Origin of the sequence: Devosia oryziradicis, from assembly GCF_016698645.1 — a bacterium.
Taxonomy (GTDB): Bacteria; Pseudomonadota; Alphaproteobacteria; order Rhizobiales; family Devosiaceae; genus Devosia; species Devosia oryziradicis.
The window spans coordinates 17,862-44,207 of sequence record NZ_CP068047.1 but is presented as its reverse complement, the minus strand read 5'-3'; the positions used below and the strand labels follow the sequence as shown (position 1 = coordinate 44,207).

General features: G+C 64.1%; 24 protein-coding genes. 21 read left to right on the top strand and 3 right to left on the bottom strand.

Going from position 1 to position 26,346, the window contains the following annotated elements; genetic code table 11:
- The first annotated feature begins 89 nt into the window (after window positions 1-89).
- From JI749_RS00210 to JI749_RS00170, 9 genes are all read left to right on the top strand, one after another.
- A complete protein-coding gene (locus tag JI749_RS00210; protein WP_233280809.1) occupies window positions 90-1,946 on the top strand; it encodes an ABC transporter ATP-binding protein in 1,857 nt (618 codons plus the stop codon).
- On the top strand, window positions 1,943-3,841 hold the full coding sequence (locus JI749_RS00205) for an ABC transporter ATP-binding protein (RefSeq protein WP_201657034.1): 1,899 nt from the start codon (window positions 1,943-1,945) through the stop codon (window positions 3,839-3,841). Before JI749_RS00210 ends, JI749_RS00205 begins: the two co-directional genes overlap by 4 nt.
- 96 nt (window positions 3,842-3,937) lie before the next feature.
- A complete protein-coding gene (locus tag JI749_RS00200) occupies window positions 3,938-5,236 on the top strand; it encodes a hypothetical protein (protein ID WP_201657031.1) in 1,299 nt (432 codons plus the stop codon).
- A gap of 91 nt (window positions 5,237-5,327) precedes the next feature.
- Entirely contained in the window at window positions 5,328-6,065 is a 738-nt protein-coding gene (locus JI749_RS00195) for a TSUP family transporter (RefSeq protein ID WP_201657028.1), read from the top strand.
- Between the two features lie 35 nt (window positions 6,066-6,100).
- Window positions 6,101-7,012, top strand: coding sequence for a LysR family transcriptional regulator (locus tag JI749_RS00190; RefSeq protein ID WP_201657026.1), 912 nt, complete (start codon window positions 6,101-6,103; stop codon window positions 7,010-7,012).
- Window positions 7,013-7,074: 62 nt separating this feature from the next.
- Window positions 7,075-7,455, top strand: a complete 381-nt coding sequence (locus JI749_RS00185; RefSeq protein WP_201657024.1) for a hypothetical protein — start codon at window positions 7,075-7,077, stop codon at window positions 7,453-7,455.
- A gap of 52 nt (window positions 7,456-7,507) precedes the next feature.
- Window positions 7,508-7,993, top strand: a complete 486-nt coding sequence (locus tag JI749_RS00180; RefSeq protein ID WP_201657022.1) for a copper chaperone PCu(A)C — start codon at window positions 7,508-7,510, stop codon at window positions 7,991-7,993.
- Window positions 7,993-8,583, top strand: coding sequence for an SCO family protein (locus tag JI749_RS00175; protein WP_201657019.1), 591 nt, complete (start codon window positions 7,993-7,995; stop codon window positions 8,581-8,583). Before JI749_RS00180 ends, JI749_RS00175 begins: the two co-directional genes overlap by 1 nt.
- Window positions 8,584-8,766: 183 nt before the next feature.
- The gene (locus JI749_RS00170; protein WP_201657017.1) at window positions 8,767-9,165 is read left to right on the top strand and encodes a VOC family protein; all 399 of its coding nucleotides are present in this window, start codon (window positions 8,767-8,769) and stop codon (window positions 9,163-9,165) included.
- A 30-nt stretch (window positions 9,166-9,195) separates the two neighbouring features.
- Here the strand turns inward: JI749_RS00170 and JI749_RS00165 are convergent, their stop codons facing one another.
- Genes JI749_RS00165 through JI749_RS00155 form a run of 3 tightly spaced genes read right to left on the bottom strand, consistent with a single transcriptional unit; the run spans window position 9,196 to window position 12,937 of the window.
- Window positions 9,196-10,749, bottom strand: a complete 1,554-nt coding sequence (locus JI749_RS00165) for a coiled-coil domain-containing protein (protein WP_201657014.1) — start codon at window positions 10,747-10,749, stop codon at window positions 9,196-9,198.
- Window positions 10,750-10,753: 4 nt separating this feature from the next.
- Window positions 10,754-11,692: a DUF6384 family protein gene (locus tag JI749_RS00160; RefSeq protein ID WP_201657011.1), complete on the bottom strand. Its 939-nt coding sequence runs from the start codon at window positions 11,690-11,692 to the stop codon at window positions 10,754-10,756.
- An 18-nt stretch (window positions 11,693-11,710) separates the two neighbouring features.
- The gene (locus JI749_RS00155) at window positions 11,711-12,937 is read right to left on the bottom strand and encodes a cell surface protein (RefSeq protein WP_201657007.1); all 1,227 of its coding nucleotides are present in this window, start codon (window positions 12,935-12,937) and stop codon (window positions 11,711-11,713) included.
- Between the two features lie 238 nt (window positions 12,938-13,175).
- Here JI749_RS00155 and JI749_RS00150 point away from each other — a divergent pair, with 238 nt between their 5' ends.
- The 12 genes from JI749_RS00150 to JI749_RS00100 all read left to right on the top strand — a co-directional run bounded on the left by JI749_RS00150 (window position 13,176) and on the right by JI749_RS00100 (window position 26,331).
- A complete protein-coding gene (locus JI749_RS00150; RefSeq protein WP_201657004.1) occupies window positions 13,176-13,640 on the top strand; it encodes a CoxG family protein in 465 nt (154 codons plus the stop codon).
- Between the two features lie 121 nt (window positions 13,641-13,761).
- Complete coding sequence (locus JI749_RS17490) at window positions 13,762-13,884, top strand: hypothetical protein (protein ID WP_267911653.1); 123 nt, start codon at window positions 13,762-13,764, stop codon at window positions 13,882-13,884.
- A 194-nt stretch (window positions 13,885-14,078) separates the two neighbouring features.
- Window positions 14,079-15,068: a BMP family lipoprotein gene (locus JI749_RS00145; RefSeq protein ID WP_407644914.1), complete on the top strand. Its 990-nt coding sequence runs from the start codon at window positions 14,079-14,081 to the stop codon at window positions 15,066-15,068.
- 28 nt (window positions 15,069-15,096) lie between these two features.
- On the top strand, window positions 15,097-16,704 hold the full coding sequence (locus tag JI749_RS00140) for an ABC transporter ATP-binding protein (RefSeq protein ID WP_201662362.1): 1,608 nt from the start codon (window positions 15,097-15,099) through the stop codon (window positions 16,702-16,704).
- Complete coding sequence (locus tag JI749_RS00135; RefSeq protein ID WP_201656998.1) at window positions 16,701-17,831, top strand: ABC transporter permease; 1,131 nt, start codon at window positions 16,701-16,703, stop codon at window positions 17,829-17,831. Before JI749_RS00140 ends, JI749_RS00135 begins: the two co-directional genes overlap by 4 nt.
- A gap of 1 nt (window position 17,832) precedes the next feature.
- The gene (locus JI749_RS00130; RefSeq protein ID WP_201656995.1) at window positions 17,833-18,798 is read left to right on the top strand and encodes an ABC transporter permease; all 966 of its coding nucleotides are present in this window, start codon (window positions 17,833-17,835) and stop codon (window positions 18,796-18,798) included.
- A 122-nt stretch (window positions 18,799-18,920) separates the two neighbouring features.
- Complete coding sequence (locus JI749_RS00125; protein WP_201656992.1) at window positions 18,921-19,331, top strand: cytidine deaminase; 411 nt, start codon at window positions 18,921-18,923, stop codon at window positions 19,329-19,331.
- Complete coding sequence (locus JI749_RS00120; RefSeq protein WP_201656989.1) at window positions 19,328-20,122, top strand: purine-nucleoside phosphorylase; 795 nt, start codon at window positions 19,328-19,330, stop codon at window positions 20,120-20,122. The genes JI749_RS00125 and JI749_RS00120 overlap by 4 nt, the downstream gene beginning before the upstream one ends.
- Entirely contained in the window at window positions 20,119-21,108 is a 990-nt protein-coding gene (gene deoC, locus JI749_RS00115; protein WP_201656986.1) for a deoxyribose-phosphate aldolase, read from the top strand. The genes JI749_RS00120 and deoC overlap by 4 nt, the downstream gene beginning before the upstream one ends.
- Window positions 21,109-21,233: 125 nt before the next feature.
- Window positions 21,234-23,600, top strand: coding sequence for an aldehyde dehydrogenase family protein (locus tag JI749_RS00110; RefSeq protein ID WP_201656983.1), 2,367 nt, complete (start codon window positions 21,234-21,236; stop codon window positions 23,598-23,600).
- Window positions 23,601-23,754: 154 nt separating this feature from the next.
- Window positions 23,755-25,074: a thymidine phosphorylase gene (deoA, locus tag JI749_RS00105; RefSeq protein ID WP_201656980.1), complete on the top strand. Its 1,320-nt coding sequence runs from the start codon at window positions 23,755-23,757 to the stop codon at window positions 25,072-25,074.
- Window positions 25,075-25,113: 39 nt separating this feature from the next.
- The gene (locus JI749_RS00100; RefSeq protein WP_201656977.1) at window positions 25,114-26,331 is read left to right on the top strand and encodes a phosphopentomutase; all 1,218 of its coding nucleotides are present in this window, start codon (window positions 25,114-25,116) and stop codon (window positions 26,329-26,331) included.
- Window positions 26,332-26,346 lie beyond the last annotated feature (15 nt).

The following is a 26,346-nucleotide window of genomic DNA, read 5'->3' as shown; positions in this document are numbered from 1 at the left end:
GATTATTCGGGCGAGTTGATTTGTCCGGGCTTCGGCCAAGGTTCCTCCGCCCCCGCCCGGCCCACCTATATTGAAGTCTGGATACTTCCTTGACCACCGACAAGGCTGGCCGCGTCCATTCACGCGGCGATGCACGGGCTCATGTGGCCGCCGCCCACGCGGGCAAGGGCCGCGGGCCACTGATGCGGATTGCGCTCTATTCCCTCCGCCACCCCTGGCAGGCCGCCGCCGCGATCGGCGCGACCATCATCGCATCGGTTCTGCAACTGCTGATCCCGCGCCTGCTCGGCCATGCGGTCGACCAGGCACAGGGCATTTTGGGCACCGGTGCCGAGGCGGCCCAGCAGGCCCTGTTCTGGAGCGCCATGACGCTGCTGGGTGTCTCGGTGGCGCGTGGGTTTTTTACGCTGCTGCAGAATTACTATTCGGAATCGGTTGGCCACCATGTCGGCTACGAGCTGCGCCTGGCTTTCTACGACAAGGTGCAGCGCCTCAGCTATTCCTACCATGACAAGGTTCATACCGGCGACCTGATCACCGTGGGCCTGCTCGATCTGGATGGCGTACGCATGTTCTTCGCCACCGGCATGGTGCGCGTGGTGCTGCTGAGCGTGCTGATCGGCGTCGGCGCCTTCATGTTATTCAGCACCGACGTGCTGCTGGCCTTCCTGGCCCTCAGTTTCGTACCTTTCGTCGCCTGGCGTTCTTCGGTCGCCCAGCTCACCCTGCGCGCCACCTGGATTACGCTGCAGGAAAAGCTCTCGGCCCTGTCGCGGGTGATGGAGGAGAACCTGGGCGGCATCCGCGTCGTCCGGGCCTTTTCGGCCCAGGTTTTCGAACTGGCCAAGTTCGATGCGGCTTCCCGCGACGCATTGGCTCTGGCGCATGATCGCGTCCTTATCCGCGTGCGCAATACCAGCTTCATGACCTTCTCGTTCTTCGTCGCCATGGGCCTGGTGCTCTGGGTTGGCGGCAACAAGGTGATTGCGGGCGAGATGAGCGTGGGCACGCTGGCGAGCTTTCTCACCTTCATGACCATTCTGCAGATGCCGGTTCGCCAGCTCGGCCTCATGGTCAATTCCTTTGCCCGTGCCTCCACCTGCGGCCAGCGCTTCTATGGCTTTCTCGACCAGCCGCTGGCCATAGAGGACGCACCCGGTGTGCCCGATCTCAAGGTGACCGACGGGACGCTTCGCTTCGAGGACGTCCGCTTCACCTATGAGGGCGCCACCCACCCGACGCTCAACGGCATCACCTTCGAGGCGCGGGCCGGCCAGACCATCGGCATTGTCGGGGCGCCAGGCAGTGGCAAGTCGACCCTCGCGCACCTCATTCCGCGCTTCTACGATGTCAGCGGCGGCAGGATCACCATCGACGGGCAGGATGTGAGCCAGGTGTCGCTGCAATCTCTGCGGCGCGCCGTCGCCGTGGTGCAGCAGGACTCGTTCCTCTTCACCACGACCATCGAGAACAACATCGCCTACGGCAATCCCTGGGCCAAGGAAACCAAGATCGAGAAGGCCGCCGAGAGCGCGCAACTGCACAACTACATCATGGGCCTGCCGGCGACCTACGGCACGGTGGTGGGCGAGCGTGGCGTGTCGCTGTCCGGCGGCCAGCGCCAGCGCCTGTCGATCGCCCGCAGCCTAGTGCTGCGACCGGCCGTGATGGTGTTCGACGACTCCACCGCCGCCATCGACGCGGGCACCGAACACCGCATCCGCAGCGCCATCAAGCGCTATGCCAGCGACCGGGTAACCCTGGTCATCAGCCATCGGCTGAGCTCGCTGCTGCATGCCGACACGATCCTGTTCCTCGAAGACGGCCGGATCGTCGAGCAGGGAAGCCACGAGGCGCTGCTGGCTCTGGGTGGACGCTACCGCGCGCTCTATGACCTGCAGACCCGTCCTGCCGAAGACTTCGAAATCGGGAGCGCCGCCCAATGAGCGCCATCGAAGAAGACGAACGCGACACGGCCAGCTACCCCGGCCAACGGCCGCCGCGCGCCAGCGTCGGCAGCCATCGCATCGAAGAGGAAATCTTCGGCAAGGCCTATGACCCCAAGACGGTACGCCGCATCTGGGCCTTCGTGCGACCCTATCGCCTCAAGATCTACCTGTCGGTAGCAGCCGTGCTGGTCTTCACCGCCACACAGCTCGCCATTCCCTTGATCATCGGGCGGGCCATCGACAGCGGCATGACAGCGGGCGGCAACGCCACCAACCTGACCTGGTCGGTGATCGCCTTTGCCCTGGTGGTCACGGTCAACTACGCCGCCTCCTGGATCCAGGAAAGCCAGGTCGGCCAGGTCGCCGAAAATGTGCTGTTCGACATGCGGCGAGCCATGTTCGCCCAGCTGCAGCGCGTGTCGCTGAGCTTCATGGACAAGACCGAAGTGGGCCGGCTGATGAGCCGCCTGCAAGGTGACGTCAATTCCATGCAGGAATTCCTCGAAACCTCGGTGATTTCGGTGGGCGACATGGTGCTGCTGATCGGCATCGTCGTGGTGCTGCTGTCGCTCGACTTCCGGCTGGGCCTTTTGACTCTGTCTACAATGCCGATCCTGTTCATCGTGCGCATCTTCTGGCTGCCACCGGCCAAGCGTGCCTTCTGGGCGGCGCATGAAACCAATTCGATCACGGCAGGCGCCATGGCCGAGGGCATCAACGGCGTCCGCACCGTGCAGAACCTTGATCGCCAGAAGGTCAATTTCGACCTCTATGACGACAAGGCCTACAACAATCTGCTGACCCAGCTCACCGGCTCGCGCTATGCCCAGGTCATGGTGCCCATCGTCGACAGCCTCACGGGCATCGCCATGGCCATCGTCGTGGTGGTGGGCGGTTCGCTGGTGCTCAACGGCGGGCTCGAGATCGGCGTCATCGTCGCCTTCCTGTTTTATATCCAGCGCTTCTTTGATCCGATCCGCTCGCTGACCATGCAGTATTCCATCATGCAGCGCGCCATGACCTCGGGCCGCCGCATCACCGAGGTGCTCGATATCCCGGCCTCCATTACCGACAAGCCCGGTGCCATCGAACTGACGCGCGACATGGATGGCTCGGTCGAGTTTCGCAATGTGGTCTTTGGCTACAGCGCCGACAGGCCAGTGCTCAAGAATGTCAGCTTCAAGGTCAATCCGGGCGAAACCGTCGCGCTGGTTGGGCCTACCGGTTCGGGCAAGACCTCGGCCATGTCGCTGGTCCACCGCTTCTACGAAGTGCAGTCCGGCGCCGTACTGGTGGGCGGCCATGATGTGCGCGACGTCACCCAGCAGTCGCTGGGCGAGCAGGTCGCCATGGTGCTGCAGGAGCCGTTCCTGTTCACCGGGTCGGTGTTTGACAACATCCGCTACAACAAGGCTTCGGCGACGCGTGAGGATGTCATCGCCGCCGCCAAGGCCGTGGGTGCGCATGATTTCATCACGCGCCTGCCCGGCGGCTATGACGGCATGCTGGAACAACGCGGCTCCAACCTGTCGCTGGGCCAAAGGCAGCTCTTGAGCTTTGCCCGGGCGCTGGTCGCCGACGCCAAGATCCTGGTGCTCGACGAAGCCACCGCCAACATCGACTCCTACACCGAACGCCAGATCCAGAAGGCGCTGCTGACGCTGCTCGAGGGGCGCACCGGCATGGTCATTGCCCATCGCCTCGCCACCATCCGCGGTGCCGACCGCATCATCGTGCTGCAGAATGGCGAACTGATCGAGACCGGCAACCATGACCAGCTCATGGAAAAGCACGGCCTCTATGCCAAGCTCTACAACATGAACTATGCCAGCTTCGACGACATCCCCGACGAGCTGGTGGCACAGGCCAATGCCAAGGCGGCGAGCACCTGAGGGGCGAAGGCGGCTCCTTGGTTGGTCCTCGCCGGCCATCGTTCAGAACGCGTTCAGCTGGGCATGCTAGAGGAGGCGCAAGAGCGGAGAAACTCCATGCGCCTGACCATTTTAGCTGCCGTCCTGCTATCCACCACGCCCGTCCTCGCCTTCGACGCCGTCACCTATAGGGGTACCCTGGGGCGCAGCGACATCCTGGTCGAGCTGACCGATCCCGCGGTTGGCATGGTGCAGGGACGCTATAGCTACATGGCCGTGGGCGGCGATATCCCGCTGCATAATCTCGATGGCATCGAGAGCTTCGAATTTGCCGAGGAGGCGCCCTGCAGCGAAGCGACCTGCATCATCGGTGACGATGGCATGATCACCGACCCGCCCATTGGTGGGCACTGGACGCTGAACTTTTCCGCCGATGGCAAGACGCTCAGCGGCACCTGGGCGCCCGAGGGCAAGCCGGGCAAGACGCTCGACGTGAACCTGGTAGAGATCGGTCGCCGGTCGCTTCCTGAGGGGACCGAGATCACGCCCATGGGCCTGGCCGACAGTGTCTTCATGCAGATCTGGGCCAATTACGGCGGCTTGTCCGCGGCGACCGCACCCTATGAATTCGCCAAGATGGACGTCGCCCTCACCGAAGGCGATATCCAGGAACTCGACGGGTCGAGCTTCCGCTTCGTCAGCGACCCGCGGACGATCTTCGAGTTTCCCCGCATCGTCGCCCTGGCCGATGGCAGCTCGCCCGACGCGGCCAATCGGGCCCTCGCCGAGCGTCACGGCATCATCAATGTCGCCGCGCTCTCCTGCCTCAACAATGCCTATGCCGGCCTCACCTATTCCGGCTACGACGTCAGCATGGAAGGCGGCTCGCTGGGCGATTATGACGGCGAGAATATTGCAGTCGGCTATCTGTCGCCCACGGTCATGGGTTGGATGGAAAGCGGCAGCACCTGGTGCGGCGGTGCCCACCCCAACAACCACTCCGACAGCTATATCATCGATGTGAAGACCGGCGAGGACCTGCCGCTGGTCCGCATATTCAAGGACTGGACCGCCACCAGCAAGATCGACGACTACCATGCGACCGTCGATCCCGTCGCGGCACTGGCGGCGCCGGAACAATACTATTGGACGCCGGGCCAGCCCCTTATCGATTACGTGTTGGCCAACTACCAGCCGCAGGACCCAGACTATGCGGCCGACTGCGGTGTCGAGGAGCTCATCACCACCAATCTGGGCGTGCGCTTTGGCCCCGGCGATACCGCCATCTTCAGCCTGGTTGGCCTGCCCCATGTCAACTTCGCCTGCACGGACGACCTCGTGACGGTGCCGCTGGCTGACATTCCCGAGCTGCTGGCGCCGACCGCCAAGGATTACTTCCCCAGCCTGGCCCGGTAGCCGCGGGCGCGTTCGGCACCCCGCCTTGCCCAATCCGTCCTAGCCCAAACAGGTGCGCGCGCGCACAAGTGGGCCAACGACGGAGCAAGCCATGAGCCTTCCAATTGCCGCTGCCCTGCTGGTGGCGGTGTTCTTTACCTCCACGCTATCAGGCGTGTTCGGCATGGCCGGCGGGCTGGTGCTGCTGGGTATCCTGCTCGCCATCCTGCCGGTAGGGACGGCCATCGCCGTGCAGGGCGCCATCCAGATCATCGCCAACGGCTCGCGGGCATTCTTTTCCCGCGCCTTCATCGACTGGAGGATCCTGGGCACGATTTGCCTTGGCCTGCTGGTTGCAGGCGTCGCCTTGTTCATCATCCGTTATACGCCGGACCTGGCGACCGTATGCATCGCCATTGGCCTCTTACCCATCCTGGTCTGGATCCCGCAATCCTGGCTGGCCCTCGATGCCAGCAAGCCGCACCATGCCTTTATCTGTGGCGTGCTCGGCGGCGGGCTCAACCTGGCGGTTGGGGTTTCCGGGCCAACGGTCGATATCTTCTTCATCCGCACCACTATGGACCGGCGCAAGGTCATTGCCACCAAGGCCGCCACGCAGGTGATCTCGCACGCGGCCAAGGTGGTGTTCTATTGGAACGCCGCCACGGTGCTCGCGCCATTCGAATGGGCCGCCATCGCCGTGGCCGCCCCCTTTGCCATCGCCGGCACCAGCGCGGGACACTGGATCCTGCAGCGGCTGACTGACGCCAATTTCCGCGCCTGGACGCGCTGGATCGTCACCGCGATCGGGATTTTCTATCTCGTCCGCGGCCTGACCTTGCTGATCTGACGCCGATGGGTATGGTGCCAATCCAGGGAGACGACATGGCACCATTCGACAGCGTTACGGCGCGGCTCATTCTTTTGCTGGCCGAAACCGGCGCCATCGGCCGCGCTGCCGAGCGCGAAGGCATCGCCTCCTCGGCCGTCAGCCGCCGTGTTTCCGATCTGGAAAGCCGGCTCGGCGTGGTGCTGTTCGACCGCTCCGCCCATGGCGTCAAGCTGACGACAGCCGGTGAAGCCTATGCCCAAGGCTGCCGCACGGTGCTGCGCGCCATCGCCGACCTCGATGCCGTGATGGCCGATTTCGGCAGCGGCCTGCGTGGCAGTTTGCGGCTGGCCTGTACCAGCTCGGCACTGACCGGCCGCCTGCCGGAGCTGCTGGCCCGCTATGCCGCCAAGCATGCCGGCATCGCGCTCGACATCCAGGAAATGGGCGCCGCCAAGGCGCTGCTGGCCATCGACGAGGGCCGGGCCGACATCGCCATCGTTTCGGACCATTACGACTTCACCCGCTTCGAGATCAAACCCTTCGAGGACGATCGCGTCTGGGTGCTGGCGCCACCCGACCATCCGCTCGCCGGGCAGATCGAGCCACGCAAGGGCATCGCCTTCGATACCGTGCTCAATCACGCCATCGTCGGCATCCACCAGGCCGGCTCGCTCGACCGCCTGCTCGGCGAGGCGGCACGCAAGGCGGGCAAGCCGCTGGTCGAGAACCTGCGTGTCGAGAGCTTTCCGGCGCTGGTCCGCATGGTGGAAGCCGGCTTCGGCATCGGCTTCCTGCGCTCGACGAGCCTGCATCTGCTGGCCGGCACCGACCTCGTCTGCGCCCCGGTGGATGAGCCATGGGCGCTGCGCCAGTTGCTGGTTGCCCGCCGCAAGACCTCGCCCCTGTCGGCGGCGATGAAGAGCTTCATTGCGCTTTGCAACGAAACCTACATGCCCTCGACCTGACGGAGGGGTGTTGCGACACTTCATCCCTTCCGCGACGGAGCGCGGCGGCCTATGACTAGCCTATGAGCACCACGCGACGCATTGGCAGGGAGATCGGTACGGCCTTGGCCGTGCTCGCCATCTATCTGCTGACCGTGCTGTCGCCATTGCACCAGGCCCGCGCCAGCCAGCTGGCGTTCGAGGAGCTTGGCTACACCACGACCCAGGCCAGCTGGGTGCTGTGCACGGCTGACGGCGTGGACAAACCGGATAGCGACGCCGCTATCGCCAAATGTCCGGCGACCGGCGTCGGCAAGGCCGAATTCGCGCTGCCCGTACTCGATATCCAGCCGGTTCGCCACGATGTCGCCCTTGCCGCGCCGCGCCCGGCGGCCCTGGCCATGTCCGGGCCGCGAGCCACTGCGCCGCCCGCCGGTCCCCGTGCCCCTCCGGTTTCGGTCTGAGTTGCATGGCCTTCGGGCCGACCAGACCTTTTCACCGAACCGGAATATCCTCATGATCCGCCTGCTTCGCGCCGCCATCGCGGCCACCCTTCTTGTCGTCACCCCCGCCTTCGCCCATGACGGCGTTACCCACCTGGGTGCCATCAACATCTCGCTGCCGTTTACCCGCGCCACCCTGCCCAATGCTCCGGTGGGCGGCGGCTTCCTCACCATCGAAAACGAAGGCCCGGAGGCCGATCGCCTCGTCTCGGCCACCTCCGCCGTTGCCGGCGATACGCAGATTCATGAAATGGCCATGGAGGGCGAGGTCATGAAGATGCGCGAGCTGCCCGATGGCCTGGAAATTCCGGCCGGCGAAACCGTGGTGCTGGCGCCCGGCGGCTTCCACATCATGTTCATAGGCCTCAAGCAGCCCTTTGTCGAAGGCGAGACAGTGCCCGTCACGCTGACCTTCGAAAAGGCCGGCTCGGTGGAAGTGCTGCTGCCCGTCGAGGCGGCCGCCGCCGATGCACCGACCGCCATGGGGCATGCGCACTGATGGCCCTCCGTACCATCAGGACCTGGCTCTGGGTGGCGGTGGCGGCCCTGGCGCTGACGGCTGGCGCCGGTGCCCTGCTGCTGCGCCAGCAGCCGGCGGCCGGCAGCTTTGGGGTGGCCGACTTCGACCTCGTCGATCACCACGGCAATCCGGTCGACGAGACCGTATTCGCCGGCCACCCATCGGCGCTGTTCTTCGGCTTCACCCATTGCCCCGAGGTCTGCCCGACCACCATGGCCGAGATGGCAGCCTGGTTCGAGGCCCTCGGCGACGAGGGCAAGGAACTCCGCGCCTATTTCGTCAGCATCGACCCCGAGCGCGATACGCCGGCCATGCTGGGCGACTATGTGAGCTGGGTCAGCGACCGCATCACCGGCATTACCGGCACGTCCGAGGAGATCGACAAGATCGCCAAGGCCTGGGGCGTCTATTACAAGCGCGTTCCGCTCGAGGGCGGCGACTATACCATGGACCACACCGCATCGGTATTCCTGCTCGATGCCTCGGGCGCGTTCCAGGGCACCATCGCCTATCGCGAAGACCAGGCCAGCGCCCTGGGCAAACTACGCAACCTGCTCGGGAAGTGGTGATAGCGGCTATCGGCGCTTGTGAAGCACCCCCTCCTACCTCCCCCATCAAGGGGAGGTTTCCCGCCACTCGTGGGCATGACTGAGCCTGATCCGCAGGGCGGCACCTCCCCTTGATGGGGGAGGCTGGGAGGGGGTGACGGCATCGCACTTCGTGCTAGGCTGCGCAAAAAAAGGAGCCACGCCGTGAAGCCGTCGATATCCATCATCACCATTGGCGTGGACGACCTGGAGCGCGCTTTTGCCTTCTATCGCACGCTGTTCGAGATCGAGGACGAACAGATCGGGGCAGGGGAGGACCACGTGGCCTTCTTCTTTCCCAACGATTTCTCCTTCGTGCTCTTTCCGCGCGACCAGATCGCCCAGACGGCGGGCAAGGATGTCGCGGTAGCCGGCACGCCCGGATTCGTCCTGAGCCACCAGGCGTCGAGCCCGGCCGAGGTCGACGACATCCTGCACCGGGTTCTTGCCGCCGGCGGCGCCGTCATCACTGAAGGAACCCAGTCCGAATGGGGCTATTCGGCCTATTTCGAGGACAGCGAAGGCAATGTCTGGGAACTGATGGCCCAGCCAGCGGCGAACTGATCGGCCGCCTAGATGCGCGGTAGTGTAGGGCTAAAACCCGCCGCCGGTCTTGAAGCCGGAATGTTTGCGCGTGCCCTGGCTGCCGGTGCGCGGGCGGGAGAAGCCGCCGCCGCTGCTTGAGCCGCCGCCCCACCCGCCGCCGAAGCCGCCGGAATTGCCCCGCGGCTTGGACTTGCCGCTGCCGCCGCCGAAGCTGGAATCGGGCCAGTTGAAGGTGCTGCCGCCATTGTCGGGCCAGGGCGAACTGGAACGACGGCCATTGTTTGGCAGGCCAACGCCGCCACCCCAGTCGCTGGTGCCGGCGCTCCAGTTCTGGCTGCGCTGCCACTGATCCCAGTATGATGCTGCCGATATGCCGCCGCGCAGGAAATCGTTGAGCAGGTCGCCCACCAGCTTGTCCTCGCGGAAGGTCGAGCGCGGATCATCGAACCGCTGCTTCTTGAATTCCCATTGGATGTCTTCGAGCTCGCGCCGTCGCGCGGCCAGCGTCTTGAGGCGCTCGTTGAGCTCGCGCGTCTCGCCTTCCTCTTCCTTGGCGCGGGCGCGCGCATCGTCGATCTGCGCCACGATCGTATCGTCCTGGCCGGTGCGGGTCCGCCGGGCCTCGGCCAGCAGGGTCTGGATATCCTCGCGTCCCAACGCTGTGGCCAGCTCGGTCAGCGCGCCCTCGAAGGCCGGGTTGCCACCCTGCGACAGGGTGGTCAGCGCCTTGGCCGTCTCATCGCGCCTGTCCTCGATGGCGACGATCTCGGCGTCGAAGGCGTCGATCTTTTGCTGCGCAGCTTCCATGGCGTCGCGCATCGGCTTGCCGCCGGCATTGTCGATCGCTGCCGTTTCGAGCGCATCGAGCTCGGCTTCCGCCGCCTTGGCATTCTCGATCTGCCGCTCGGCATGTTCGCGCAGCCGCAGCGGAATCTCGTTCAGCATGGCAAAGTTGGGCCGTGCCTTTTGGAAACCGACCAGGTTGGCGACCAGGCCATCCAGATAGCGGATGAAGTTGTTGGCGCGATAGCTCGCGGTACCGTAACCGGCTTCCCATAGATACATAAACAGCGGATCGTCGCGATAAGGCTTGCCCTTCTCTTCGCGATCCGCTTCGGCCTGCTCGGTCTTGCGCATGGACTGCGCCGCGACCGCGGCCAGCTCGCTGGCCTGGCTGCGCTTGGCGGCAAAGCCCGGTTCCTTGGCGATGGTGGCACCCAGGCGGGCAGCCAGGGCCTTGAGCTCGGTCTGGTGACCTTCGAAGACGCGCAGTGCCTCGGTACGCTCGGCCGTGAGCCGGGCCAAAGCCGCATCGAGCTCGGCAATATCCTGTTCGGCCTTGCCGAGATCCTTGGCATGCATCTTGAGCATGTCGCGGGCTTTGGCTTCCGCAGCCGAAATGCGCCCATCCAGTTCGCCCTGCACCGCCGGATCGAGCCGCAATTGCGCCAGCTGCCGGAACAGCTCGGCCTCGGTCTCCTTGATCTTGCCGACCTTTTCGGCCGAACGGGCGAGTCGCTTGGTGATGTCTTCTTCTTCGCGACGGATATCGCGCATGGCCTCGTCGAGGCTGGCCAGGGCTTCGGGCCCGCGGATGCTCATGACTTTACCACCGGGTCACCGCGCCGCCGAGCACGGGCATGTTGTATTCGACCTCGAGGAAACCGTCCGACTTGCGGCCGACTTCGTTGGCCTGGATGATGCCATCGTCACGCTTGTCGGCGGCAACGCGGTCATAGACGGCTTCGGGCACGCGGACGCCCCAGATATTGACGGTTTCGGTTTCGCCATTCTCTTCATTGAGAATCGGCAGGCTCAGCACACTGCCGTCTGCATCAAGCGCCTCGACGACGATATAGTAGTTCGTGGCGTCGGTATTCACTTCAGGAATGGTCCAGAAGCCCGACTTCACATCGGACCGGTTGACGACGCGTAGCGTATATTCCTGCCGCAACTGGTCGCGCAGCGCCGTCAGCTCCGCCACGGCCTTCTCGGCCCCGGCGCGATTGCCCTCGGCGGCAAAGGTCTTGCCGCGCGTGCGCAGTGCTTCGGCATTGACCACGGCCTGCTGCACCTTGGTCTCTTCGAAAATGGTCTGGTAAAGCGCATCCATCTGCGCCGGCAGACCCTGGCTGAGTTCAATCCGCGCCGCTTCTGCCACGCCGTTCTGATAGGGCTGCCAGGCCCCGAAATAGCCGACCCCCAACACCACGAGCGCCAGCAGGGCGGCACCGACCGGCTTGCCCCAGCTCTTGCGGCCCACATAGAGCCGCGCCAGCGTCGTGCCCAGGCCCGGTGCGGGCGGGTCATAGACGAAACGGCTTTCCTCCAGCGCCGCCACACCCTCCTTGAGGATATGGTCGGGCACTTCGATGCCCTGCTGATGATAGATGTCGCGCAGCTTGTCGATCAGCTGGCGTTCCTTGGCCTCGGTGCCCAGTTCACGGACGGCCAGATCCTGCCGGTGACGGAGGGTGTCGACCACGTCCATCGCCAGCATGACTTCATCCAGGGGTGTAGCGGGTTTCGCCGTCACATCACTCATTGGTGGCGTGATATTCCCTTATTTCCGGGTTTCGAGCAGCAGCGCATTGCCATCGGCAGCCAGGGCTGCAAGGCGGCGCTTGCCGTCTTCGACGGCATCGCGGATTTCGGCCGAGTTCTTGGTCGAGGCGATGCGCATCTCGTTGATGATGGTGCGGCTCTTCTCCTGGAAGTTGACCACCGAATCGACCAGCTTCTTGACCGCATCGGCCCGAACGGTCGGGCCATAGCCGGCCTTGACGGCCTCTTCCTGCACCTTGTCGCCGATCTCACTGAGGGTCTCGAGGCTCTTGCTCATCCCCTCCTTCATGGCGTTCAGCGTCTCGGTCGATTCATGCAGGCCAAACATGCCCGTGAACGAGGCCGACAGCGCCGTCAGCACCGTTTCATTGGTCGAAAAGAACGAGATCGACTGCTGGTAGACACGTTCCTTGGCATTGGTCGTCTGCATCAGGCGCGCCATCACCACTTCGGACGTGTTGTAGGAGATGGTCAGATTGTCCGAGAGGTCCTTGGCGATCTGGTAGCGCTTCTCCTCGTTCTGCATTTCGCGCAGCTTTTCGTCGCGATCCATTTCGAGGCGCGCCCGGTCCGCCGGAACGCTGCCGGCATAACCGGCTACGGCGGTGGATGCGGCCTGGAGGATGTTCTTCTTTTCCTCGAGGCGCTTTTCGGCGGTGGCGAGCACTTCGAGCGCCATCACCTCGGCCTGCTTTAGCGCACCGCGGAAATCGCGATAGGCTTCCAGGATCGTGTGTTCGCGATCGATCTGGTCCTTGGTGTCCTGGGTGACGGACAGATAGGTGTCGCGAATCTTGTTGAAGCGGGTGGCGATATCGCCGCGCGACACCTTCATCCACACATTGGAGGCGCGCTCCATCAGGTCGAGCTTGTTGTCGGCCAACTGGTCGACCATGCCCTTGGCATCGTCGCGGATGGAATCGAAGCCCTTGGTGATTTCCTCGTAGCGCTCGCCGATCTTCATGGCGGCGATCTGCTCACGCACCACCTCGTTGAAGGCGCTGGCCTGGCTGAGGGTGCGGCCGATCAGGATGACCCGGGTTTCGTCCAATTCGGTGATCTGGCTGAGGAGGCCCGTAATCGGTTGCTCGCCCTGCTGTTCGGGCCACACGCCAAGATCGCGGATCGCATTGACGGCCTTGTCCAGGTACTGCAGCGGCTTTTCGGCAATAACCGCCACCGGCGCTACCTGGCTTTCCGTTGTAGTGGTGACTTGATCGGCCATGTTTCGCTCCCCGTACTCCGACGCCCATCCGATGGGACAGCGCTTTGCGCGCTATAGATTGCCGCTGGCTGCCCCCCTGACAATTGCAAGGCCGGGCCGACGCGACTATTTAGACCATATTGGTGCGAAAAAGCCGCACGTAAAGAGCGGGAGCAGCACCCATGGCCAGCCCTTATTTCACGGCGCATCAAGGCGGCATTGCGGCGACCACGACCGCTGGCAACGGGGGGTGCTGCTGATGGATTTTGGTGGCCGCTACCGCGTCGCCGCGCCCCGCACTGCGGTTTGGGCGGCGCTCAACGACACCTCCGTGCTCAAGGCCGCCATTCCGGGTTGCCATCGCATCGAATGGTCCGGCCCCGCTGCGCTTGACCTCGAGATCAAGGTGAACCTGGGCGTGGTCCATCCGGTGTTCAAGGGTGACCTTGCGCTGTCCGACATGGTGCCGGCGGAGAGATATACCCTGTCCGGCAAGGGCAGGGGCGGCCTGCTCGGTCTCGCCGAGGGATCGGCCGATATCGTGCTGTCGGATCTCGATGACGATACCTTGCTGGTTTTCACCGCCAAGGGCGGCGCTTCGGGCCAGATCATGAAGCTGGGCAAGGCCATCATCGGCAATTCCGCGCACAAGGTGATCGACGGCTTCTTCGAGCGCTTCGGCGACGCCATGGGTGCCCAAGTCACGCCGCTGCCGGTGGCATAGGGCGCTGCCCCAAGCCTTAACCTTTCCCTAACCATGCCCGCTTTTGCCCTCAAAGCATCACAATCGGGGCCCGCCTGGTGCGTTATGAACGGGCATCCGTCAACTTTGAAGCAAATGCCAGATGTCCGCTCGCACCCGAGATACCATTGCCCTGTTCGCCATTGCCTCCGGTGCTATTCTGGCCGTGCTCTATGCCGATGCCGATCTCGGCGCGCTCTTTGCCGCCCTGGTCTCCAGCTGGTAAGCCGCGCGGCCTGATTGCCTCGTAGGCAGTGCCGCCCAAAATTTGACCAACCGGAAAAATTTCCGCGATTCCCTCTTGCAGGCGGCACGTTTGCACGATTGTATCGACCGCTAGCGCACGGAGATTGTCCGCTGGAGCCCGACGCCAGCGCTCATGTGCGAGACAGGGAGACGAACTCAATGAAATTCTCAACCATCACCAAGGCCATTGCTGGCGGCGTCGCGCTGAGCGCGATCCTCACCGGTGCGGCCTTCGCCGACCCGGCCATCATCTATGACCTGGGTGGCAAGTTCGACAAGTCGTTCAACGAAGCCGCCTATAACGGCGCCGAAGCCTGGAAGGCCGCCAGCGGCGGCACCTATATCGACCTCGAATTGCAGAACGACGCGCAGCGCGAGCAGGCCCTGCGCCGCTTCGCTGGCCAAGGTGCCAACCCGATCGTGATGGCCGGCTTCTCCTGGACCGCCGCGCTCACTGCCGTCGCGCCCGAATTTCCCGATACCAACTTCGTCGTGATCGATACCGTCGTCGATGCACCCAATGTTCAATCGATCCTGTTCGACGAGCATACCGGCTCGTTCCTCGTTGGCGCTCTGGCCGCGATGAAGTCTGAAACCGGCACCGTCGGCTTCGTGGGCGGCATGGACGTGCCGATCATCCACAAGTTCTATTGCGGCTACGCCCAGGGCGCCAAGGCCGTCAACCCTGACGTCAAGCTGATCGAAAACTACACCGGCACCACCCCGGCCGCCTGGAACGACCCGGTCACCGCTGGCGAACTGGCCAAGGCGGCCGTCGATGCCGGCGCCGACGTGATCTTCGCCGCCGCCGGCGGCTCGGGCCTGGGCGTGCTGCAGGCCATGAAGGATGCCGGCAAGTACTCGATCGGCGTGGACAGCAACCAGAACTACCTGCAGCCCGGTTCGGTGCTGACCTCGATGCTGAAGCGCGTCGACGTTGCCGTGCAGACCGCGCTGACCGAAGCTGGCGACGACGCCACCTTCAAGCCCGGCATCACCATCCTTGGCCTTGATAATGACGGCGTCGGCTATGCCGTCGACGACAACAACAAGGACCTGGTTACGGCCGAAGATATCGCTGCCCTCGACGACCTGAAGGCCAAGATCATCGCCGGCGAAATCGAAGTTCACGACTACACCACCGACTCGACCTGCCCCCTCTAAGCAGCGCTTGATGAGGGATCGTGATCACATGAACCCGCAGCGGCCGGACACGGCCGCTGCTTCCGCACCAGCCTTCGGCTGGGCGATCGAGCTTGAAAAGATCAACAAGCGGTTTGGCGCGGTTCACGCCAACAAGGACATCGACCTCAAGATCGCGCGCGGCACCATCCACGGCATCGTGGGGGAGAACGGCGCGGGCAAATCGACCCTGATGTCCATCCTCTATGGGTTCTACACCGCCGATAGCGGCATTATCCGCGTCAACGGCACCCAGCATGCCATTACCGACAGCCGCCACGCCCTGGCGCTCGGCATCGGCATGGTGCACCAGCATTTCATGCTGGTCGATAATTTCAGCGTCCTCGAAAACGTCGTGCTCGGCGCCGAGGATTCCGGCCTGCTCAAGCCGAGCCTCACCCGCGCCCGCCAGGAGCTCGACCGGCTCGAGCAGGAATACGACCTCGAGGTCGATCCGGATGCCATCATCGAGGATATCTCGGTCGGCCAGCAGCAGCGCGTGGAAATCCTCAAGGCGCTCTATCGCGGCGCCGAAACGCTGATCCTGGATGAACCGACGGGCGTGCTGACGCCGAAGGAAGCCGACGATCTGTTCCGCGTGCTCGAAACCTTGCGCGCGCAGGGCAAGACGGTGATCCTGATCACCCACAAGCTGCGCGAGATCATGGCCATTACCGACAGCGTCTCGGTGATGCGCCAGGGCGAGATGGTAGCGACACTCAAGACGTCCGAAACCAATCCCGAAGCCATTGCCGAACTGATGGTCGGCCGCCGTGTCCTGCTTCGCGTGGAAAAGGGTCCGGCCAATCCGGGCAAGACGCTGCTCGAAGTGCAGGACCTCGTCGTCAAGGACGACATGGGCGTGCCGCGCGTCAAGAATGTGAGTTTTTCCGTCCGCGCCGGTGAGATCGTCGGTATTGCCGGTGTGTCCGGCAACGGCCAGACCGAGCTGCTCGAATGTATATCGGGCATGCGCGACCAGCTGCTGGGCACCGTGGCGCTCAACGGCAACCCATTGTCGCTGCGCGGCGATGATGGCGCGGCCCGGGCCCGCGCCGCCGGCCTTGCCCACGTGCCGGAAGACCGCCAGCGCATGGGGTTGGTGACCACCTTCCAGGAATGGGAAAACGCCATTCTGGGCTATCACGACCGCCCCGCCTATGGCTCCGGCTTCATGCTCGATATTGGCGCGGCCAAGAAGGCCGCCGCCGACCAGATCAAGCTGTTCGACGTGCGTCCAGCCAATATCAATCTCAAGTCCTCGCTGTTCTCGGGCGGCAACCAGCAGAAGATCGTGCTGGCGCGCGAGATGGAGCAGGACCCCGACGTGCTGCTCGTCGGCCAGCCGACCCGCGGCGTCGATATCGGCGCCATCGAATTCATCCATAACGAAATCATCAAGATGCGCGACGAGGGCAAGGCCATCCTGCTCGTTTCCGTCGAACTGGACGAAATCCGTTCGCTGGCCGATCGCATCCTCGTCATGTTCGACGGCGTCATCGTGGGCGAGGCCGATCCCGCCACCGCCACCGAGGGTGAACTCGGCCTGATGATGGCCGGCATTGGCAAGACCGCGCCGCGCGGCCTGGGCATTGCCGAACAGGGACCCCTTCCATGAGCGCCCGCAGACCTATACCGCGCTGGGCCGATGTCGCCCTGCTGCCCGCCATCAACCTGTTGATGGCCTTCCTGGTTTCGGGCCTCGTCGTGCTGATGATCGGCGAGAATCCGTTCCAGGCCGTGCAGGTCATCATCTACGGCGCCTTCGGCTATGGCGATGGCCTCGGCTACACGCTATATTACGCCACCAATTTCATCTTCACCGGCCTTGCCGTGGCCGTCGCGGCCCATGCGGGGCTGTTCAATATCGGTGGCGATGGCCAGGCCTATGTGGCCGGCCTGGGCGCCATCGTGGTGGCCTTGGCGCTCGACCAGACGCACTGGCTGCTGGCCATGCCGCTGGCCGTGCTCGCCTCGGCTGCCGTCGGTGGCTTCTGGGCCTTCATTCCCGGTTACCTGCAGGCCAAGCGCGGCAGCCACGTGGTGATCACCACCATCATGTTCAACTTCATCGCCTCGGCGCTGATGGTCTACATGGTCAATCGCGTCCTCAAGCCTGCCTCGACCATGGCGCCGGAATCGGAAACGCTCGACGTGGCCGGCCGCGTGCCGCAGTTGCGCCAGTTCCTCTCCTTCTTCGGCTATTCGCCGGTCAACCTCTCCATCGTACTCGCCGTCGCAGCGCTGATCGGTTGCTACATCCTGATCTGGCACACCAAGTTCGGCTATGCCATGCGCGTGCTGGGCGCCAATCCGACCGCCTCGCGCTATGCCGGCATTTCCAACTCCAAGATGATCATGATCACCATGACCATTTCGGGTGCATTGGCCGGCATGGTGGCGATCAACGAAGTCATGGGCACGCAGAACCGCCTGGTGCTCGATTTCGTCGCCGGCGCCGGCTTCGTGGGTATCGCCGTGGCCCTGATGGGCCGCAACCATCCCATCGGCATCCTGCTGGCGGCCTTGTTGTTCGGCGCGCTCTACCAGGGCGGCCAGGAGCTGCAATTCGTCATGCCGGCGGTGACCAAGGAAATGATCGTGGTCATCCAGGCGCTGGTGATCCTGTTCACCGGCGCCATGGAGGGTCTGTTCCGTCCTTCGCTGGAGCGCGCCTTCATGCTGCTTTCGCCCGAACAGAAGGCCGAAGCCATCGCCGTCTCCACCGCAAAGCCGGAGAGCTGACATGGATCTTGCCAGCGTCCTCTCCATTCTCGATGCCACCATCCGCCTGTCGACGCCGCTGCTGCTGGCCTGCCTGGCGGGGCTTTATTCCGAGCGGGCGGGCCTGTTCGACATCGGCCTTGAAGGCAAGATGCTAGCCGCAGCCTTTGCGGCCGGCGCTGTCGCCGCCATTACCGGTTCGGCCTGGCTGGGCCTGCTGGCCGGCATGGCCGTGTCGCTGAGCACGGCCTTGCTGCAGGGCGTCGCGGCCATCACCCTCAAGGGCAACCAGCTGATCGCCGGCGTCGCCATCAACATGCTCGCCGCCGGCATGACCACCTTCCTGGGCCAGACCTGGTTCTCCCAGGGTGGAAGGACGCCGGCTTTGGGCGAGGGCGGCCGTTTCTCGCCGATCACCCTGCCATTCGCGTCTGAACTGGCCGGCGTGCCGATCCTGGGCCCGATCTATTCGGACCTGATCTCGGGCCATTATCTATTGGTCTATATCGCCTTCATCATGGTGGCGGTGACCGCCTATGTGCTGTACCGCACCCGCTTCGGCCTGCGCCTGCGCGCCGTGGGCGAAAATCCCAAGGCGGTGGATACGGCCGGCATTTCGGTGGTCAAGCTCCGCTATCAGGCGGTCATCATCACTGGCCTGCTTTGCGGTCTCGCCGGGGCTTATTTCTCCATCGCCCAGGGCTCCGGCTTCGGCAACAACATGACGGCGGGCAAGGGCTATATCGCTCTCGCCGCGCTGATCTTTGCCAAGTGGAAGCCGGTGCCGGCCATGTTCACCTGCCTGCTCTTCGGGTTCCTCGATGCCCTGCAGATCCGCCTGCAGAGCGCGCAGCTGTTTGGCATCGAAGTGCCGGTGCAGGCCATCCAGGCGCTGCCCTACATACTGACCGTCATTCTGCTCGCCGGCTTCATCGGCAAGGCCGTTGGCCCCAAGGCCGGCGGCGTGCCCTATACCAAGGAGCGCTAGCGCTCGACGACCCATCTGAGACCTCATGGTGAGCTTGTCGAACCACAGGGTCGGGTGCACCGATCTCGCCACGACCTCGTCCTTCGACAGGCTCAGGATGAGGTCTACTGATAGGACTTCGCATGCCCAAAACCCCGACCGACCAGGCCTTGTTCAAGGCCGCCGAAGCCATTCGCGCCAAGGCCTATGCGCCCTATTCGCGCTTCACCGTTGGGGCTGCGATCCTCGCCGATGACGGCAAGATCTATTCGGGCTGCAATATCGAGAACGCCGCCTATCCCGTCGGCAACTGCGCCGAAGCTTCCGCCATCGCGGCCATGATTGCCGGTGGCGGCAAGCGCATCACCCGCATCTATGTCACCGGCCCCGGCTCGTCCCCTGTCACGCCTTGTGGCGGATGCAGACAACGCATCCGCGAATTCGCCGATTTGACCGTGCCGGTCATTTCGCACGGCGTGGAAGGCGAACCGCTGGTCTGCACGCTCGAACAATTGCTGCCGCATTCTTTCGGACCGGAATACCTGCCCAAATGACCAAAGCATCCAAGACCATCCAGAAGATCGCAGGCAAGGAGCCCATCGCGGCTGCCATCGTTCTCGGCTCGGGCCTGTCTGGTATTGGCGACCTGCTTGGCGACAAGGTCGCCATCCCCTATTCCGAGCTCAAGGGCTTCCCCGGCGGCGGCGTCTCCGGCCATGGCCGGGACCTCCTGATCGGCAGCATGGGCGGCAAGCGCGTCGCCATTCTTACCGGCCGCGAGCATTATTACGAACATGGCAATGCCGCGGCCATGCGCCCGGCGCTGGAGGCCATGGCCGAACTGGGGGCGCAGACGCTGCTGCTGACCAATTCGGCGGGCTCGCTCGACGAACGCTTCCGCCCGGGAGACCTGATGCTGATCTCCGATCACATCAACTATGCCGGCATGAACCCATTGATCGGCGAACCGACCGACCGCCGCTTTGTGAACATGGTCGGCTGCTATGCCCCCGACCTGCGCGCCAAGGCGCAGGGCCTGGCCGAGAAACTCGATATCCGCCTCGGCGAGGGCATCTACCTCTGGTATTCCGGCCCGAGCTTCGAAACGGTCGCCGAAATCCAGATGGCCATTCGCCTGGGTGCCAACGCCGTGGGCATGTCGACGGCACCCGAAGTGATCCTGGGACGTTTCCTTGGCATGAAGGTCTGGGCCTGCTCGTCCATCACCAATATGGGCGCGGGCCTGTCGACCGAGAACATCAGCCATGAGCACACCAAGACCATGGCAGTGCAGGGCGCGGACAAGCTGAAAAAGCTGATACCCGCGCTAGTGGAGGAGCTATGAGCCTGAGGGTCGTCGATACCAAGCACACCGAAACGCCGCACAAGCGCAATCCGGGCTATCCGCTCGATCTAGACTGGGTCGAACGTGTGCGCATGAACCGATCGGCGCTGGAACGCCGCGCCGGCAGCATCGGCGCGCGCCGCACCGTCAAGAAGGACTATCAGCTCGCCTGGCTGCTCAAGGCCATTACGTTGATCGACCTCACCACGCTCAATTCCGACGATACGGATGGCCGGGTCGAGCGCCTCTGCGCCAAGGCGCGGCATCCTTTGCGCTCCGACATTCTCGACAACCTCGGCGTCGGCAACCTGCGCATCCTGCCCGGCGCCGTCTGCGTCTACCATACCTTCGTCAAGACAGCGGTGAACGCGCTCGAGGGTACCGGCATTCCGGTCGCGGCGGTCTCCACCGCCTTCCCGCATGGCCTGGCGCCCGTGGAAACCAAGATCAAGGAAATCGAGATGTCGGTGGCCGACGGGGCCAAGGAGATCGACATCGTCATCGAGCGCGGCATGGTTTTGCGCGGCGACTGGCAGGCGCTCTACGACCAGGTCAAAGCCTTCCGCAAAGCCTGCGGCGACGCCCATATCAAGACCATCCTGGGCACCGGTGAACTCGCCACCCAGACCAATATCGCCAAGGCGAGCCTGGTGTGCATGCTGGCCGGTGCGGACTTCATCAAGACCTCGACCGGCAAGGAAAAGGTCAACGCCAACCTCGTGACCTCGCTGACCATGATCCGCATGATCCGCTGGTTCGCCGAGGAAACCGGCATCGAGATCGGCTACAAGCCCGCCGGCGGCATTGCCCACACCAAGGACGCGCTCAACTACATGGCGCTGATGAAGGAAGAACTGGGCACCCACTGGCTGCAGCCGCATCTGTTCCGGTTTGGGGCATCGAGCCTGCTGACCGATATCGAACGGCAGCTCGAACACGGGCTGACCGGGCATTACTCGGCCGACTATCGCCAGCCGATGGTCTAAGGCGCCTATCGCCCTCGTGGTTCGACAAGCTCACCATGAGGGCTCCCTGAGGCACCGAACCCGTTCGGACCTCATGGTGAGCTTGTCGAACCACGAGGTCCGCTGCACGGACCCGGAGGAAACGAATGAACAAGATCGCGCAAATCTTCCAGTCGCTCGATTACGGCCCGGCCCCCGAGGCGCCGGAGCAAGCCATTGCCTGGCTCGATAGCCATGGCCGCAAGTTCGGCCATTTCATCGATGGAAAATGGACCAAGCCGGGCAAGACCTTTGCCAGCGACAACCCGGCGAGCGGTGACAAGCTTGCGGACATCACCGATGGCACGGCGGAAGACGTCGACGCCGCGGTCAAGGCGGCTCGATCGGCCTTCGAGACCTGGTCGGCCCTGTCCGGCTACGAGCGCGGAAAATACCTCTACGCCATCGCCCGCGCCATCCAGAAGCACAGCCGGCTGTTCTCGGTGCTCGAGAGCCTCGACAATGGCAAGCCGATCCGCGAAAGCCGCGACATCGATATTCCCTTGGTTGCCCGCCACTTCTACCACCATGCCGGCTGGGCCCAGCATCTGAGCCGCGAATTTCCCGACGCCGTGCCCTATGGCGTTTGCGGTCAGATCATCCCGTGGAACTTCCCGCTGCTGATGCTGGCCTGGAAGATCGCCCCGGCGCTGGCCGCGGGCAACACGGTGGTGCTCAAGCCAGCCGAATTCACCTCGCTGACCGCCTTGCTGTTCGCCGAAATCTGCGACCGCGTCGGCCTGCCCAAGGGTGTTGTGAACATCGTGACGGGTGAGGGCGATACCGGCGCCGCCATCGTCACCCACCCTGATATCGATAAGATCGCCTTCACCGGCTCGACCGAAGTCGGCAAGATTATCCGGGCCGCCACGGCCGGCTCCGGCAAGGGATTGAGCCTCGAGCTAGGCGGCAAGTCGCCCTACATCGTCTTCGAGGACGCCGATATCGACAGCGCCATCGAGGGCCTGGTCGATGCCATCTGGTTCAATCAGGGCCAGGTCTGCTGCGCCGGCTCCCGCCTGCTGGTGCAGGAGAGCATCGAGGAACGCTTCATCGCCAAGCTCAAGACGCGCATGAAGAGCCTGCGCGTCGGCGATCCGCTCGACAAGTCGGTGGACATTGGCGCGCTGGTTGCCCCGGTGCAGGTCGAGCGCATCAAGGACCTGATGAAGCGCGGCGCCGCCGAAGGCGCTGTCATCTATGAGGCCGATGGGTCGGTGCCGGCAAAGGGTTGCTTCCTCAAGCCGGCTTTGGTCACCAATGTCTCGCCCGCCAATACGCTCGTTGCCGAGGAAATCTTCGGACCGGTGTTGGTCGCCATGAGCTTTCGCACGCCAGAGGAAGCCGTGGCTTTGGCCAACAACACCAAGTATGGGCTGGCCGCGACCATCTGGAGCGAGAACATCAATCTCGCCCTCGATATCGCGCCCAAGATCAAGGCCGGCGTGGTCTGGATTAACGGCACCAACAATTTTGACGCGGCCGTCGGCTTCGGCGGCTATAAGGAAAGCGGCTTCGGCCGCGAGGGTGGCCGCGAAGGTATGGCCAGCTATCTCAAGCCCGCGTGGGAAAAGGAGCTAAAGCCCGCTCCCGCCGCTAAGGTCGTCGCCGCCAAGGCGGCCAATCCGCTCGACGACAGCCATCTCGACCAGACCGCCAAGATGTATATCGGCGGCAAGCAGGCCCGCCCGGATAGCGGCTATTCCCGCGCCGTGCTCGACCCCTCGGGCAAGCTGATCGGCGAAGTCGGCGACGGCAATCGCAAGGACATCCGCAACGCCGTCGAAGCCGCCCGTGCGGCGCTCGGCTGGTCGACCACGGCAGCCCATTCGCGTGCGCAAATCCTCTACTTCCTTGCCGAAAACCTCGACTATCGCCGCGACGAATTCGCCGCCCGCATCAAGGCGCAGACCGGCGAGGACGGGGCCGACGAAGTGGCCCTGTCGGTCGAACGTCTCTTCGCCTTTGCCGGCTGGGCCGACAAGTATGACGGAGCCGTGCACAATCCGCCGCTCCGCGCTGTCGCCGCCGCCATGGTCGAGCCGCTCGGCGTCATGGGCATCGTCGCCCCATCGGCGCGGCCGCTGCTCGGCTCCATTGCGCTCATCGCCCCGGCTTTGGCCATGGGCAATCCGGTGGTTCTGGTGCCATCCAGCCAGTCGCCGCTGAGCGTAACCGACCTCTATCAGGTCATCGAAACGTCAGACGTACCCTCGGGCGTGATCAACATCGTCACCGGTGACAGCGTGGCCCTGGCCAAGACGCTGGCCGAACACGACGGCGTCGACGCCCTGTGGTTTGCCGGTTCGGCCGAGGCCTCGACGATGGTCGAAAAGGCCTCGGTCACCAACCTCAAGCAGACCTGGACCACGCGTGGACTGAACTACGATCTGGCCGATCGCCGCTTCGAGGGCGACTACTTCCTGGCTCGCGCCACGCAGGTCAAGAACGTCTGGATTCCGTACGGGGCTTAAGCCCATCACCCCCTCCCAACCTCCCCCATCAAGGGGGAGGTGCCGCCCGGTGGGTGGACTGGATCGAGCCCAACGAGTGGAGAGATACCTCCCCCTCGATGGGGGAGGCTAGGAGGGGGTGCAGCAACAAACACCGGCCGCAGAAAGCCCACCCATGGTCTTCCTCCCCCAAGAAATCATCCTCAAGAAGCGCAACGGCGAAGCCCTTGCCCCTGCCGAAATCGCCGACTTCATCGCCGGCTTCGCCCAGGGCGCAGTCTCCCACGCTCAGGCCGCGGCCTTTGCCATGGCGGTCTACTTCCAGGACATGACCATGCCCGAGCGCGTGGCGCTGACCGTGGCCATGCGCGACAGTGGGACGGTGCTCGATTGGTCCGACCTCGACGGCCCCGTCGCCGACAAGCATTCCACCGGTGGTGTCGGCGACAACGTCTCGCTGATGCTGGCGCCGATCCTGGCCGCTATCGGCATCTACGTGCCGATGATATCAGGCCGGGGCCTCGGCCATACCGGCGGCACCCTCGACAAGTTCGACGCTATCCCCGGCTATACGACCTGCCCCGATAATGCGCTGTTCCGCAAAGTGGTGAAGGAAGCCGGCTGCGCCATTATCGGCCAGACCGCTGACCTCGCTCCGGCCGACAAGACGCTCTACGCCATCCGCGACGTCACCGGCACGGTCGAATCCATACCGCTGATAACAGCTTCGATCCTCTCCAAGAAACTCGCGGCCGGTCTCGGCGCGCTGATCCTCGACGTCAAGACCGGCTCTGGTGCCTTCATGCCGACGCTGGACAAGTCGCGCGACCTGGCCCGGAGCCTGGTCGAGGTCGCCAACGGCGCCGGCCTCAAGACCGGCGCTGTTATTACCGACATGAACGAGCCGCTGGCCAGTGCCGCTGGAAACGGCCTCGAAGTCCGCAACGCCGTCGACTTCCTCACCGGCAGACACCAGGATGCGCGCCTGCGCGAGGTGACGCTGGCCCTTTGCGCCGAGGTTGCTGCAATGACCGGCGTCGCGGCCGACGTCACCCAGGCCCGGCGCATGGTCGACCATGCCCTCGACAATGGAAGCGCGACCGAACGTTTCAGCCGCATGGTCGCGGCCCTCGGCGGTCCCGCCGATTTCGTCGAGAACATGGATCGCCATCTGGCGCCCGCCCCTGTTATTCGCGACGTCTTCGCCATGGGGCAGGGGACTATTGCCGAGATCGACACCCGCGGCGTCGGCATGGCCGTCGTCGCCCTGGGCGGCGGCCGCGCCATGCCCACCGATACCATCGACCACACGGTAGGCTTCGACCGCCTGCTGGGTCTCGGGGCCACGGTCGACGCCCAAACGCCGATCGCCCGCATCCATGCGCGCGACGAGGCCACTGCCGCCGACGCCGAAGCCCGCCTCAAATCCGCTTATCGCCTCGGCCACAGCGTGCCCGATTTTCCGCTGATCGCCGACACCATTTCGCCGAGCTAACAAAACCAACCGGTGGTAGACCTGAATCAGGAGTCTCTCATGCCACGCGCCATTCTCTGCATTCTCGACAGCGTCGGCATCGGCGGCGCACCTGACGCCGACAAATATGGCGATACGGGCTCCAACACCTTCGGCCATATTGCTGAATGGGCAGCCGCCGGCCGGGCCGATCGCGATGGCCTGCGCTCCGGTCCGCTCAACGTACCCAATATGGACGCCCTAGGCATTGGCGCCGCCATCAAGCTATCGACCGGCACCCTGCCGCCGGGTCTTTCTGCCACCGCGAAAGGCGGCCGCTTCGGTGTTGGCCGTGAAGTGTCGCGCGGCAAGGACACGCCGTCGGGCCATTGGGAGATTGCCGGCGTGCCGGTTCCCTTCGACTGGGGCTACTTTCCGCAATCCGAGCCGACCTTTCCGCCCGACCTGATCGCCGAATTCGTCAGCAGGGCCAAGCTCCCCGGCATCCTCGGCGACAAGCATGCCTCGGGCACCGACATCATCGCGGCGCTGGGCGAAGAGAGCATCCGCACGGGCAAGCCCATCTGCTACACCTCGATCGACAGCGTGTTCCAGATCGCGGCGCACGAGGGCGCCTTCGGCCTCGAACGCCTCTATGAAATCTGCCAGATTGCCTTCGAGCTGACTGCGCCGCTGATGATTGGTCGCGTCATCGCGCGTCCCTTCGTCGGCGACGATGCGACCAGCTTCAAGCGCACCGGCAATCGTCGCGACTTCGCCATCGCGCCGCCCGAGCCGACCCTGCTGGACCGCAACCAGGCGGCCGGCAATCAGGTCTATGCCATCGGCAAGATTTCCGACATCTATGCCGGCCATGGCGTAACCCACAAGATCAAGGGCACCGGTCTCCCGCAGCTCTTCGACAAAACGCTCGATGCCATGGAAATGGCCGCCGACAACGCTTTCATCATGACCAACTTCGTCGATTTCGACAGTGAGTATGGCCACCGCCGCGACGTGCCGGGCTATGCCGCGGCCCTCGAATATTTCGATACGAGGTTGCCCGAAGCCATTGCCAAGATGCGCCATGACGACCTGCTGGTGCTGACCGCCGACCATGGCAACGATCCGACCTGGCCGGGCACCGATCACACGCGTGAACAGGTGCCGATCCTGGTCTTTTCCCCAAGCCTGTCACAAGGCGAGATTGGCATTCGCACGACGTTCGCTGATATAGGTGAAAGTATTGCCCACTGGCTCGGCCTCGCGCCCGGCCGCCACGGCAAGTCCTTCCTGTAGCGGAACAAGGGTGGT